We start from the raw sequence: 13,496 nt of genomic DNA, 5'->3' as shown, positions 1-13,496 counted from the left end.
GTGAAGCAGCTGGCGCCGCGGTGGCGCCGGACCGTGCGGCCATCCAGATCGGTGTGATCCGAAAATCACTGGCGCAGGAGCCGACGCTGTGCGTAACCTGAACGAGTCTTATCCCCGTTGATCGGAATCATGCCGTTGCTCTTCTGAGGTAGCCATTCGGGCGGCCCGCTTTCGCGCGCCGCGTATCCGTCGCAACCTCGGGGAGTCACTATGACCAATCTGTCTATTTCCGATCTCACCTTCTCCTGGCCGGACGGCACTCCCGTCTTCGAGGGGCTCGACGCCGTCCTCGGTCCCGGTCACGTCGGCCTGGTCGGCGGCAACGGTGCGGGTAAGTCGACACTGCTGGAGCTGATCGCCGGTCAGCTGAAGCCCGCGCGCGGGTCGATCACGGTCACCGGGCAGCTCGGGTATCTTCGGCAGGATCTCGGTCTCGCGTCAGGGCAGCGTGTCGACGCCGTGCTCGGTATCGCCGGCATCCGAAAGGCGTTGCACCGCATCGAGTCCGGGATCGCCGCCGAGGCGGACTTCGACCTGGTCGGCAATCAGTGGGATGTCGAGGAACGCGCTCTCGCGCTGCTGGCCGGGCTCGGCTTGCACTACGTCGCCCATTCGGTCGGGCAGCTCGATCGCACGCTGGACACGCTGTCCGGCGGCGAGACGGTGCTGCTCGGACTGGTCGCCGAGCTGCTCGCCGAGCCTGACGTGCTGCTGCTGGACGAACCGACGAACAACCTGGATCAGATCGCCCGCGAACGGCTCTACGAGGTGGTCACCCAGTTCTCCGGCACGGTGCTCACCGTCAGCCATGATCGCGAGCTGCTGGAGCGGATGGTTGCCATCGCCGAGCTGCGGCACGGCGAACTGCGGTTGTTCGGAGGCAATTTCAGTGAGTACGAGCGGATCGTCGAGGCCGAGCAGGAGGCTGCCAGGGCCGCGATCCGGGATGCGCGCGGCGACGTGCGCAAGCAGGCGCGCGAGCTCGTCGAGGCGCGCATCAAGCTGGACCGCAGGCAGCGCTACGGGCAGAAGATGTGGGACCAGAAGCGGGAGCCGAAAATTGTCATGGCCGAGCGCAAACGGCAGGCACAGGTGTCGGCGGGCAAACTGCGCAACAGCCACATCGAGAAGCTCGACACCGCCAAGGAGCAGCTCGAGCAGGCGAAGGAGTTGTTGCGCGACGATCGGGAGATCCGGGTGGATCTGCCCGACACACGGCTCTATCCCGGCCAGGACGTGATCGGACTGGACCAAGTGGAGCTTGCTTGCGGGCCGACGGTGACGTTGCGAGTGTCCGGCCCGGAGCGGATCGCCCTGACCGGACGCAACGGGGTCGGCAAGACGACGCTGCTGCGCCACATCGCGGCGAAGGGTCCGAAGGTGCCGTGGCGGATGCTGCCGCAGCGTCTGGATGTGTTCGACGAGCGGCTGTCGGTGTTCGAGAACGTGGCCTCGACGGCGCCGCACGCGTCTGCCGAGCGGATTCGGGCCCAGCTGGCCCGCTTTCTGTTCCGCGGCGCGGACGCCGACGTCGCTGCCGCGGCGCTGTCCGGAGGGGAGCGGTTGCGGGCCGCGTTGGCGATGTTGCTGCTCGCCGATCCCGCGCCGAAATTGCTGCTGCTGGACGAGCCGACCAACAATCTCGATCTGCCGAGTCTGCGGCACCTCACGCAGGCCCTCGCCGGTTTCGAGGGTGCGCTGATCGTGGTAAGCCACGACTTGCGATTCCTCGGCGACATCGGGGTGACCCGGCGGCTGGAGCTCACCGCCGACGGGCTGGCTGAGACATTGGTGACATAGCGGGACCGCGTCGCGGTGCTTGCGGAACGGTTGTCCGACCTGACAAGATCGCTGCGACCCTGTGTGGTGTCGAATGTTCCAGTGGGGCAGGGCTATTCGGTCTTGGTTTCGGAAGGTGGGGTTTGATTCTGTGAAGTCCGCGATGCGCGTCCTGGCCGTGTGTTTCATCGCCGCGGCGGTGGCAGGTGTGGGGGCGGCGGTCGCGGTGGCCGATCCGGTCGCCGACCCGCACGACAAGAGCTGCGTCGAGGTGCGTGCGGCGGGCAAGGCGCCGCTGCGGAGAGGAGACCCCGGTTACGGCGAGGCGCGCAGGAAACGTCCGGGAGCCGTGAATCGGGCGTTCACTACTCTCCGGTAGGCCGACTCTGATCGCCCGGATGCGGGACAACGGGCCCACGGGCGCAATTTACGCGGCCCGGGCCGCCCGCCGTAAGACGCCGGGATGCCGGAACAAACCAGGCGCCAAGCGCACCGCGAGGTAGCTGAGGGTAAGCCACGGCCGGAGGTGCGGGTTCAGCGTGCGGATGCGGCCATGGTCGTCGAGCCCGATCACCAGCGCCTCGGTCAACCGGAGCGGTCCGATCGTGGCGGTCGCCAGCAGGACCTGGCGCGCGCCGTCGCCGATCTGCTCGGTCCAGCGCAAGTCGGTCGCGCTGCCGTAGGCGGCCGCTAGCAGCACCCGCAGGTCTGCCTTGCCCCGGAACACCAACCGGCCGGACAGCGGCGAGGTCAGTTCGGCATCGGGCGCGATCGTCTCCATCAGCGCGTCGATGTCGCCTGCCTCGGTCGCCGCGCGGAACCTGGCAATCGCGTCGGACATATCCGGTCACTCCTTGGCTTCTTGGTTGGCCCCAACCTAACCCAAGTGGCTTGCAAAAAGCAATGGACTATCCTGTCCGTGTGCCCAAGGCTGCTTTCTCCGACATCGTCTGCTCGATCGCGCGCACGGTCGACGCGATCGGTGAGCGCTGGACGCCGCTGATTCTGCGCGACCTGTTCGTCGGGCTGACCCGCTTCGAGGACATCCGCCGCGACCTCGGTATCGCCTCCAACGTGCTCGCGGCCCGCCTGGACGCGCTGCAAACGCACGGGATCGTCGAAACACGCGCCTACCAATCGAATCCGGTCCGACACGAGTACCTGCTCACCGAACAGGGGCGCGATCTGTATCCGGTCCTCACCATGCTCATCACGTGGGGCGACAAATGGCTGGCGGGTGCTGCGGGTCCGCCCGCCGTGGTCGTCCATCGCGACTGCGGTCGGCCGACCGCCGGCGTGGTGGTGTGCCAAGCCTGCGGAACACCCCTCACTGCCGACAACGTCCGCTGGCTGCACGGTCCGGGCGGCCAGCGCGGCCCCGGGACCATGCTCATCGGCGAACACCTCGAACCCTGACGAGGCGGCAGGTGGCGCATGGCCACGGCAGACGGCACGAGAATGCTCTCCATGACGTGTGCCGCGCACGGGTGAGCCCGCGACAACCCTGCCGCATGCGGCAAGGGGTCGGAGCCTGGAGGCATCGACGCGTTCTGGAGACCTTGGCCGCCACCGTCGGCTGAACCGACCGCGTGATCCGATCCTGGCCGTTGATCGGCAGGGTCGCTTCGCGGTAAGTATTCCAACTCGGGCGGCGTGGACGCGTCCGATTTGGCAGGGGTTGCGTCGGATGGTCGAACCTCTCGGAATCCGTGCCCGTTGCTTGTCCGGAGACGCCTGAGCGCATCCGCAGCCAGCTGAACGGACGCGCGAGCCCAGGCCGGACTAAAGTTGGTGGTCCGGGAGTCTGCAGCGGTCGGATAGGGTGTTCCGATCGAGGCGCGGAGAGGTGGTGGCATGGCTCAGCATCTGGGCGAGGCGAAGGTCGAGCAATCGGCGTCGGTCCCCCAGTCGGATGGTGCCTCCACCGCCGACGCCACTCAGCCGAAAAAGCCGCAGACGGCGGGTAGTGCGACGCCGCCGCGCCAGCCCGGTGCCGCTGTCCCGACCTCGGCCTCGCGTCGGGTGCGTGCCAGGCTGGCCCGCCGCATGACTGGTCAGCGCGGCATCGCGGCGGTCAAGCCGGTGCTGGAGCCGCTGGCCACTGTGCACCGCGAGCTGTACCCGAAGGCGAACCTGACGCTGTTGCAGCGCGCGTTCGACGTGGCCGACGACCGACACAAGCACCAGTTCCGCAAGTCCGGCGATCCGTACATCACCCACCCGCTCGCCGTCGCCAACATCCTGGCAGAGCTCGGCATGGACACCACTACGCTGGTGGCCGCCCTGTTGCACGACACAGTGGAGGACACCGGCTACAGCCTCGAGCAGCTCACCGAGGACTTCGGCACCGAGGTCGCGCATCTCGTCGACGGCGTCACCAAGCTGGACAAGGTCAACCTCGGCGCGGCCGCCGAGGCGGAGACCATCCGCAAGATGATCATCGCTATGGCGCGTGACCCGCGCGTGTTGGTTATCAAAGTGGCCGATCGATTGCACAACATGCGGACCATGCGGTTCCTGCCGCCGGAGAAGCAGGCCAAGAAGGCCAAGGAGACACTAGAAGTCATTGCGCCTCTTGCCCATCGCCTCGGCATGGCGACGGTCAAATGGGAACTCGAAGACCTCGCGTTCGCGATCCTGCACCCGAAGAAGTACGACGAAATCGTCCGGCTGGTCGCCGATCGCGCGCCCTCGCGCGACACCTATCTGGCGAAGGTGCGGGCCGAGATCGTCAATACGCTGGCCGCTTCTCGGATCAACGCGATCGTCGAGGGCCGCCCCAAACATTACTGGTCGATCTACCAGAAGATGATCGTCAAGGGTAAGGACTTCGACGACATCCACGACCTCGTCGGAATTCGCATCCTCTGCGACGAGGTGCGCGACTGCTACGCGGCGGTCGGCGTGGTGCATTCGCTGTGGCAGCCGATGGCAGGCCGGTTCAAGGACTACATCGCACAGCCGCGCTATGGCGTCTACCAGTCGCTGCACACCACTGTGGTCGGGCCGGACGGCAAGCCGCTGGAAGTGCAGATCCGCACCCAGGACATGCACCGCACTGCGGAGTTCGGCATTGCCGCGCACTGGCGCTACAAGGAGACCCGAGGCAAACACACCAACGACACCGCCGAGGTCGACGACATGGCGTGGATGCGCCAGCTGCTGGACTGGCAGCGTGAGGCCGCGGATCCGGCCGAGTTCCTGGAATCGCTGCGCTTCGATCTGAAGTCGCCGGAGATTTTCGTGTTCACCCCGAAGGGTGACGTGATCACGCTGCCGCAGAAGTCGACGCCGGTCGACTTCGCTTACGCGGTGCACACCGAGGTCGGCCACCGGTGTATCGGTGCCCGGGTGAACGGGCGGCTGGTCGCGCTGGAACGTCAACTGGAGAACGGCGAGGTCGTCGAGGTGTTCACCTCGAAGGCGCAGAACGCGGGGCCCAGTCGCGACTGGCAGAACTTCGTGGTTTCGCCGCGTGCCAAGGCCAAGATTCGCCAGTGGTTCGCCAAGGAGCGGCGGGAGGAGGCCCTGGAGAGCGGCAAGGAGCAGATCTCCAAGGAGGTTCGCCGCGTCGGGCTGCCGCTGCAGCGGTTGATGAGCGTCGACGCGATGACCGCGGTCGCCCATGAACTGCACTACACCGACATCTCCACGCTCTACACCGCGGTCGGCGAGCACCAGGTCTCCGCGCACCACGTGGTGCAGCGATTGATGGCCCAGCTGGGCGGTATCGGCGACGTGGAGAACGAGCTGGCCGAGCGCTCCACCCCGTCGACGACGCCGAGCAGGCAGCGGGTCACCGGCGACGCGGGCGTGCTGATCCCCGGCGCGGCGGGCACGGTCGCCAAGCTGGCGAAATGCTGCACCCCGGTGCCGGGTGACGAGATCATGGGCTTCGTGACCCGTGGCGGTGCGGTGAGTGTGCACCGCACCGACTGCACCAACGCGGGTTCGCTGCGCGAGCAGGCGGAGCGGATCATCGAGGTGTCCTGGGCGCCCTCGCCGTCCTCGGTGTTCCTGGTCGCCATCCAGATCGAGGCGTTGGACCGTACCCGGCTGTTGTCTGATGTGACGAAGGTGCTGGCCGACGAGAAGGTCAACATCCTGTCCGCGTCGGTCGCCACGCACGGTGACCGGGTGGCGATCAGCAAGTTCACCTTCGAGATGGGCGACCCGAAACACCTGGGGCACTTGCTGAATGTGGTGCGCAATGTGGAGGGCGTCTACGACGTCTACCGCGTCACTTCCGCTACCTGACCGGTGCCCTGCCCACCACCTGTTCGGTAGCCCTGTATTTGCTGATGTCGCAATAGCTTTCGTGGCTCGTTGTCGCCCGGCGGTGGCCATCCAGTGCGAGCCGTCCGGAAAACTTATCGAAGTGGCTCCCGTCGGCGCGCCATGGAGTGTCGCGCGCATCGGCGTTTCGCGGAAGATTTCCGCCGATTCGGCGGCAATAGTCGGAATCTGTTACCGTCTATTGCGTTTCATGGCGTTGAGGGTAGTTGCGGCAAACGACTTGATTGCGGGTCGCTATGACTGGACACACGGCAAGATTCTCGGGGATGCTGGTCGCACTCGCCGTGGGTGTGGCGACCGCCGGCACCGCGGAGGCGGAGCCGCCCAATCCCGCAAACCCCTCGACGAACATCGACATCCGCACTTGTCCTGCGTTGTACGCGTTGGGAATTCAGGGCACGGGTGAGTCTTCCCCGGACGCGGCGCCCACCACGGACACCGGAATGTTGTCAACGGTGTTCCGGCCGATGATGGCCAAGGCCGCCGACCGCGGTCTGGTCGATCGGGCCTATGTGCCATATGAATCCGGCTTCGGCGGTGCGACCGCCGGTGGCGCGGTGCCGTACTGGGAGTCGGTGACCGGGGGCCTCGCTCGCCTGCGGGCCATGGCCGATACTGTCGCCGACGCCTGCGCGAACACCCGCTTCGCGGTGGTTGGCTACTCGCAGGGCGCGCACGTCGCATCGCTGTTCGCCCAGGAAATCGGCCAGGGCCACGGCGTGCTGCCCGCCGAGAAGGTCGCCGCGGTCGCGCTGTTCGCCGACCCGACCCGCAATTCCGGCGCGCCGCTGTTTCCCGGTGTGCCAGGCAAGGCGACGCCGGACCCCGCGCCGGGCACCTCGGGCGATCGGCTCGCGTCCATCGCCGCCCTGCCGCAGGCGCCGGCCACCGGCGGAGGCATCGGCCCGGAACGTGACAAGGCGGCCGACTTCGGCGCGCTCACCGGACGTGTGGCAAGTTTCTGCGCGGCCGGCGACCTGGCCTGCGACGCGCCGGACGGCGCCCCCATCCTCAGAGTGGTCGCCAACGTGGCCGGCCAGTCCACGCTGAGCGGTGGCGACCCGATCGCCTCCCTGGTGTCGATCGCACAGGCATTGGCGTACACCTCGATCAAGACCGTGACCACAGTGGTTGACGAGGACATCCAAGGCAATTCGCTGGCGACCCTGTCGATCTCGCCCAGGAAATCGATCTCGCAGCGCCTCTCCGACGCCTCCGACCCGCGCACCCCGCTGGATCTTCCCGGCGCGCTGCAGACCCTGCTGAAGGTCGGCATGATCGGACTCAACGCGGTGGTCACGGTGGTCAGGACGTTCATCAACCCGACGGCCATCTCGGAGCTGGCCACCGCAGGCCTGTCCGATCCACCCGCCGCGCTGCTGTCGCTCGGCACCAAGCTGCTCGGCGCCGTACCGCAGCTGATCCCGCCGACGACCGGCGTCCGGTTGGTCACCCAGGCGTTCGACGCGGTCGTGCAGAGCATCACCGACAACAGCGATTTGCTGAACACGACCACTTGGGTGCGGTACTGGGACACCATCCAGCGGCACCGCGGCTACTCCAGCGCGACCGTCTCGGCGAACGGTGATGCGCCCACCCAATTGGTGGCTGACTGGTTCGCCGCCGTCGCCCGCGACGTGGCCGACACATTCGGCAGCAATACCACGCCACAGGGGGTGGTGGAGAAGCAACCCACCGGATTCTTCGGGGAAAGCTCCGGCGCGTCGCCCACGCCGAGTTCGTCCGGTACGGGACAATTTCCGTTCGGGACAGGAGCCGATGGCGCCTCATCCGGCGGCGTGACATCGATTCCGCCCACCGATCGACCCGGCATACCCAACACCTACCCGTTCTCCACGAACTGATCGCCGAGAGGGTCCCACGATGCGATGCTGCGTGCCCTGCTCTGCGGGAATGGGGGAATGTTGAAGTCGTACAAACAGCTGTCCCGCTGGTACGGCGCTCTGGAGCCGGAGAAGGGCACCCCGGAAACCGTCCACCCTGGGGAGGCGAGTTCCGTCGCTCCCGCGGAGGGCGACGGGCCCGCGCGCTATCCGCACTATATTCGCGAGGACGACGAGCCGTCGGGGCGTCCGGCCGAGGACATTTCCGGCGATCTGCCCGCGCAGCGCAGCGAATTCACCGGCGGCTGGTCGGATTGGGTGGCCGGCCGCGCGCCCGGTCCATACGACGACTACACCCCGCCTCGGCAGGCCGGTCTCGCACGCTTTCCTTGGTCCGACGGGGACAACGGCGTGGGGCGCCCGCGCCCGCGTCCACGTGCGTCGGGTGCGCTGCGCAAAGCTGCCCGCGAGCACCCCGCCGTCCGCCGGGCCCGCCTGCTGATCGTCCTGATCGCGGCGGCGCTGCTGCTCGGCGCGGCGGTCGCGTGTGTGCTGTTTCTGCTGCACGCCTCCGGTAACCGCGCTGCGGCGCCGAAGGATTCGCCCGTACCCGCGTCGGTCCAGTTCACCGTTGCCGGTGCCCAGGCGGGTGTCAACCCGCGCGCAGGCGGCGGCTGTCCGACCGAACGGGGCGACTCGATCGTTCGCAGCGCGGAGGCCGGTGGTACGGACTCCGGTCCGGACGCGGTGCTGTCGTTCCAGCATGCGTATTACGTCGAACGTTCCGGCGAGCGGGCAAGGGAGGCGGTCGCCCCCGACGCCGCCGTCCAGCCCGCTTCGGTTATCCAGCGCGGTATCGACACGATTCCGGCGGGCACCACGCACTGCGTGCGGATCGTGACGATCGCCGACAACCGGTATTCGGTGGAGGTCACCGAGTACCGGCCCGGCGGCGGTCCCGCCACGTACAACAAACAGACGGTCACCACCGCGGTGATCGGCGGCCGCACGCTGATCACGGGTATCGCGGCCGGATAAGGAGAGTAGAAGCGATGGGAGAGGACTGGAGCCGCTGGCTCGACGAGACGCCCGAGGAGGGCGAACCGTCGGGTCGGCCGGTGCGCTCCAAGGCTCCGGTGGTGCGATTGCGGCGCGGCAAACGCGATGGTTCCGGGGCGGACCGTCCACTGCAGCGCCCGATTCTGGTGGTCGGTGGGTGTGGTGGTGCGGGCACCACCACGACGGTGCTGGGATTGGCGGGTGAGCTCGGCACGGGTGGCACGCCGACAGTCGCGGTGGACGCGACGGCGGCGGGCAGTGATCTCGCATTACGCGGTGCGGACGAGCATCTGCACCCGATCAGCCTGCAGTCCTGGTTGTACGGACGCGGGGACGACGAACCGGCGCCGTTGAAGGAATGTCTTTCACGCGCCACCTCGGGCATCGGTTTGCTGTGGCGTGACGCCGCGCCATTGCGCAGGCGTGCGACTTATCTCACGGTCGCCCGAGCGGTGCACGACGCCGGGTATACGGCGGTATACGACGGCGGGACCCCGATTGCGGGCAGGCAGCTGCGCCCACTGCTCGATGACGCTGATGTCGCCCTGGTACTTGCCATTCCGGCTCGCACGGACGCGGCCAACCGGCTCCGGGTAACCCTGGAATGGCTCGACGACCAGTTCGGCGACACGGCCGAAGGGCAGGGCGGCGGTATCGTCGGTGACACGACCATCGTTGTCTCCCACCAGTACCCGGGTGGCGAGTCGCGGGTTGCGGATCATTTGCGTGAGCATCTTTCCGGCTGGGTCCGCGACATCAGGGAGATTCCGTACGATCCGCACCTTGCCCGCGGTGAACTCGTCCGGCACGCCGCGCTGGCCGACGAGACACGTCGGGCGTATGGGCGCCTGCTCGCCGGGGTGGCATCATGACCGCCGCCATGATTTATCCCCCTCAGCCCGAACGCACGCCCGCCGGCATGATCGCCCCACCGGAATCCCGCCGCGCCGCCATCTGGGACCGGCCGGTGCCCGGCATCGGCCGCGCTCCGCTGGTGTGGTTGCTGGGTGTGCATGGCGGAGCGGGAGCCAGTACCCTCGCGCATGTGCTTGCGCCCGCGGCGGATTCGGGCCGCCGCTGGCCCGGCGTCTTCGACCGCGAAAGTCCGTTCGTCGTCCTCGTGGCCAGGGAGACCATCGCCGGCCTGTCGCGCGCGCACGACCTTCTGCGCCAACATCTTTCGGGTTTGGCAGGACCCTCCGACGTGCTCGGGCTGGTCACCGTCGCTGTGCGGCCCGGCAGAATCGCTCCCGAGATCCGGCGCTACCGCGACGTCGTCGGCTCGCTGGCCGGGCAGCTGTGGCAGGTGCCGTGGTACGAGGAATGGACGCTGGTCGAGCCCGAGCAGCTGCCGGTGTGGTCTCCCGGCGACCCGCTGCCGCAGAAGAAGCGCAAGCTAGACCCGCTCGAGGAGGTACCGCTCGATGTCCGGGTGCTCGGCGCCGACATTGTGGCGGCGGCTCGGACGGCACTGGAGGACGCCACATTCGATTACCAGGCACCGGACCTCAGAAAGCCGCACGAGCAGTGAACGTACGCATCGAATCGGCGACAACTACATCATTATTCGAGAAAGGCACCCGATGAGCATGATCCTCCTCGCCGTGCAGGACACGTACGGCACCGTCCTCGCGCAAGTCGGTAATCCGACGCCCGAGGCGCCTCCCGGCTCCGAGAAGATCTTGCAGCTGGTGCGTTATCTCACCTGGTTCGTCTTGCTGTCCGGTGTCTGCGGCATCACCTACGCGGGCGGCAAGTTCGCGTGGGAGAAGTGGACCGGCGGTGGCCTGGAGTCGCCGAAGATGGTGGCGGGAGCCATGATCGGCGGTGTCGTAGCCACCAGCGCCGGCACCATCATGAACGCTGTCATCGGCACCTGATGTTCGCGATGAGTACTGTGCGCATGCCGGCGGCCGAGCTGCTGGCCTACAAACAGATGCCCGCCGAGGTTCTCGCACCACTCATGCAGCTGCTGAACTGGCTGCTGTGGTTCGTGCTGTTGGTGTGCCTGGCCTGGATGATCGTTTCCGCAGGCAAGCTATGGATCTCGTTCCGCAGCGACCTGGCCATGAACGACTCCTCGCACGGCGTCCTGATGAGCCTGCTGGGTGCTGTGGTGGCGAGCACGGCGTCGGGGATCGCCCTGGCGTTCTTGCCCGCGTGAGCCATCGGAGCGGAACGGGGACGACGCGGGAATGAATTCCACGGTGATTCGGTCGAACGACTCAGCGGCGTGGCGGCGCGACCTACGCCGCCCCGCCGCCGGGGTCTTCGGCGCCGCGCTGGTGCTGGCTGCGTTCGGTTGCGGAGGAGACGACGATAAGTCAGGCACTGCCCTGAACGCGGCACCGACCGATGTGCGGTGGCAGCCGTTCCAAGGTGTGCCGCTACCGCAGACCGGCCAGGGGCCGAAGTCGACGGCCGACGGTACCGCGACCGGTTTCGAGCACTCGCCGCGCGGTTCGGGCGTCGCCGCGCTGACTCATTCGGTACGTCTCGCAGTGGCCGCGGACACCCAGTGGGCGAAAGTGGCCGCGCAGGAACTGGTTCCGGGCCCGGCCAAGGACGAGTGGGCGATCAACCGGGTGCAGCTGTCGATCACGGGGCCCGCCGGTCCCGAGTTCACACCGCGCCTGCTCGGCTACAAGATCACCGGCTACACCGATCAGAGTTCCACCGTCGACGTGTACACCGAGTATTCCGACAGCTCGAGGGCGGTGAACCACACGACCGTCGAGTGGTTCAGTGCCGACTGGAGATTACGACTGCCCGACCCCGACTCGACCGTACGACCCATCGATTCGATCGACGCATTACCCACCGACATCGTGAAACTGGAGGCACCGACGTGAGCGACAAGGAGTCATACGCGCGCGACCGCGTCTCCTTCGGTGTCGTCGCGTCCGCCGCCGTGCTGACACTCATCGTGATCGTGGGCATCTTCGTCTTCGTCGGTCGCGACGACGACGGCGGTGACGGCGCTGCCGCCGTCACCGAAGGCTCCGGCGGCACCGGATTCGCCGGGCCCGAGGTCGACATCCTCGGCAGGCGCGTGGACATCCCGAACAACACTGCCGGACAACCACTTCCGCAGGATCCGTCGCGTCAGCGCAAGCCGGCCGACGCGGACTGGTTGACCGCGGCGCCTGAGGGCACCACCGCGCCACACGGCTGGCAGCGGGTGTACGGCGCCTCCGTTCCGTTCTCCACCTCCGACGGGCCCACCCGCATCGAAGACGACCTGGCCGTCGGGTACTCGCACACGCCGCAGGGCGCGGTACTGGCCGCTGCGCAGATCACCTACCGGCTCAACGCCCGTCCTGCCGACCGCGATCTGTACGTGCGCCAGGTCCGGGTCTCCGCTCAGCAGATCGCCGCCTATGACAAGGCGCTGTTCGACGATCGCCTGCCCGAGCAGCAGCCCGAGAAGGTGACCCGCTACTTCGTCGCCTCCGATGCGTTCAAAGTGGACGACTATGCCGACGATCTCGCCATCATCCGCCTTGCCACCCGCGGGCCGGTGGTGGATGGCAAGCAGCTGTGGGCGGCGATGCGCCTGGTCATGGTGTGGGACGCGGGTGATTGGCGCTTGAAGCCCTCGACGACCAACAACGCACAGACCGAGTACGTCGAGTCGTTGCAGGGGTGGACGAAGTGGTAAGTCGCAGAAGGTCCTTCGGGCGCATGCCGCTGGCTGTGCTGGGCGCAGGTGCAGTCCTCGCAGTCGCGGTGGCCGCAGTCGTCACCGTGGTTGCTACCGGGGACGACGACGCGCCCTACGACCAGGCGTCGCCAACACCAACAGCGTCGGAGAATCCGCCTGGGCCTATTGGGCCGTCGTTCGTAGGTTCCGGCAAGGACTCCTTCGGGCATCGTTTTGATATCCCAAAAGATACTGCTGGACAGGCTCTTTCGCAGTCAGGTCTGCCACGGACACCGACCGATCCGGAGTTGCAGACCGGAGCGCCGGGGGGGACGAACCAGCCGGGCGGTTGGCAACAGGTATACGGCGGCCCGATCATTCCCTTCTCGACGACCGATGGACCGGCGCGCATCGACAACGGCGTGCCGTCAGGGTTCACCAAGACACCGCAGGGTGCAGCGCTGGCCGCCGAGCATATCTACTGGCGGACCGTGGCACGACCCACCGACCACACGCTGTGGCAGCAGTTGGTGATCCTCACTCCCGAGGAGCTCGCCGATCGGGAGCGCAAGATCGCTGAGGGCAAAGTGCCCGACGTCTTGCCGGAGAGTGTCAAACCACTCTTGTACGCGTCCGACGCATTTCGAATCGAAAGCTATGGTGACGATTTCGCTGTTGTTCGTATCGCCCGCAAGACCCGTGAGTTTCTGCACGGCGGGCGAAGCTGGGTGGCCATGAGGCTCAACGTGGTATGGCGTGACGGTGGCTGGAGACTGAAGTCGTCCGCGGGCGACGCACAGCCGCTCGAGACGATCGGCTCGATCGATGGGTGGACACAATGGTGAGACGGCTAGTCACAATCTTCGCGGTCATCT

The 13,496-nt window shown here is 67.2% G+C and carries 14 protein-coding genes; 13 read left to right on the top strand and 1 reads right to left on the bottom strand.

Annotated elements, in window-relative coordinates; genetic code table 11:
- Positions 1 to 210: 210 nt before the first annotated feature.
- Positions 211 to 1,800, top strand: a complete 1,590-nt coding sequence (locus tag OH799_RS12385; RefSeq protein WP_406279567.1) for an ATP-binding cassette domain-containing protein — start codon at positions 211 to 213, stop codon at positions 1,798 to 1,800.
- Between the two features lie 130 nt (positions 1,801 to 1,930).
- The gene (locus tag OH799_RS12380) at positions 1,931 to 2,158 is read left to right on the top strand and encodes an excalibur calcium-binding domain-containing protein (protein WP_406279564.1); all 228 of its coding nucleotides are present in this window, start codon (positions 1,931 to 1,933) and stop codon (positions 2,156 to 2,158) included.
- Between the two features lie 48 nt (positions 2,159 to 2,206).
- On the opposite strand, the gene OH799_RS12375 is transcribed toward OH799_RS12380, so the two are convergent.
- A complete protein-coding gene (locus OH799_RS12375; RefSeq protein ID WP_406279561.1) occupies positions 2,207 to 2,620 on the bottom strand; it encodes a nuclear transport factor 2 family protein in 414 nt (137 codons plus the stop codon).
- Positions 2,621 to 2,700: 80 nt separating this feature from the next.
- Here OH799_RS12375 and OH799_RS12370 point away from each other — a divergent pair, with 80 nt between their 5' ends.
- The 11 genes from OH799_RS12370 (at position 2,701) to OH799_RS12320 (ending at position 13,466) form a co-directional block, all read left to right on the top strand.
- Entirely contained in the window at positions 2,701 to 3,195 is a 495-nt protein-coding gene (locus OH799_RS12370; protein WP_406279558.1) for a winged helix-turn-helix transcriptional regulator, read from the top strand.
- A 438-nt stretch (positions 3,196 to 3,633) separates the two neighbouring features.
- Positions 3,634 to 6,036, top strand: a complete 2,403-nt coding sequence (locus OH799_RS12365) for a RelA/SpoT family protein (protein WP_357261174.1) — start codon at positions 3,634 to 3,636, stop codon at positions 6,034 to 6,036.
- Positions 6,037 to 6,341: 305 nt separating this feature from the next.
- Positions 6,342 to 7,940 carry a cutinase family protein gene (locus OH799_RS12360; protein WP_406279553.1) on the top strand — a complete coding sequence of 533 codons (1,599 nt, stop codon included), beginning with the start codon at positions 6,342 to 6,344 and terminating at the stop codon, positions 7,938 to 7,940.
- A 57-nt stretch (positions 7,941 to 7,997) separates the two neighbouring features.
- Positions 7,998 to 8,957, top strand: a complete 960-nt coding sequence (locus OH799_RS12355) for a hypothetical protein (protein WP_406279550.1) — start codon at positions 7,998 to 8,000, stop codon at positions 8,955 to 8,957.
- A gap of 14 nt (positions 8,958 to 8,971) precedes the next feature.
- On the top strand, positions 8,972 to 9,850 hold the full coding sequence (locus OH799_RS12350; protein ID WP_406279547.1) for a MinD/ParA family protein: 879 nt from the start codon (positions 8,972 to 8,974) through the stop codon (positions 9,848 to 9,850).
- Entirely contained in the window at positions 9,847 to 10,509 is a 663-nt protein-coding gene (locus OH799_RS12345; protein ID WP_357261186.1) for a DUF6668 family protein, read from the top strand. Before OH799_RS12350 ends, OH799_RS12345 begins: the two co-directional genes overlap by 4 nt.
- Positions 10,510 to 10,561: 52 nt before the next feature.
- Positions 10,562 to 10,858, top strand: a complete 297-nt coding sequence (locus OH799_RS12340; protein WP_327119197.1) for a hypothetical protein — start codon at positions 10,562 to 10,564, stop codon at positions 10,856 to 10,858.
- An 8-nt stretch (positions 10,859 to 10,866) separates the two neighbouring features.
- Entirely contained in the window at positions 10,867 to 11,142 is a 276-nt protein-coding gene (locus OH799_RS12335; RefSeq protein WP_406279542.1) for a hypothetical protein, read from the top strand.
- A gap of 43 nt (positions 11,143 to 11,185) precedes the next feature.
- Entirely contained in the window at positions 11,186 to 11,830 is a 645-nt protein-coding gene (locus tag OH799_RS12330) for a hypothetical protein (protein WP_406279539.1), read from the top strand.
- The gene (locus OH799_RS12325; protein ID WP_406279536.1) at positions 11,827 to 12,639 is read left to right on the top strand and encodes a hypothetical protein; all 813 of its coding nucleotides are present in this window, start codon (positions 11,827 to 11,829) and stop codon (positions 12,637 to 12,639) included. The genes OH799_RS12330 and OH799_RS12325 overlap by 4 nt, the downstream gene beginning before the upstream one ends.
- Before the next feature lie 23 nt (positions 12,640 to 12,662).
- Positions 12,663 to 13,466, top strand: a complete 804-nt coding sequence (locus OH799_RS12320) for a hypothetical protein (protein ID WP_406279533.1) — start codon at positions 12,663 to 12,665, stop codon at positions 13,464 to 13,466.
- Positions 13,467 to 13,496 lie beyond the last annotated feature (30 nt).

Source organism: Nocardia sp. NBC_00881, from assembly GCF_045207455.1.
Lineage (GTDB): Bacteria > Actinomycetota > Actinomycetes > Mycobacteriales > Mycobacteriaceae > Nocardia.
The sequence above is the reverse complement of the archived record's forward strand: the minus strand, read 5'-3'. Positions and strand labels throughout refer to the sequence as shown.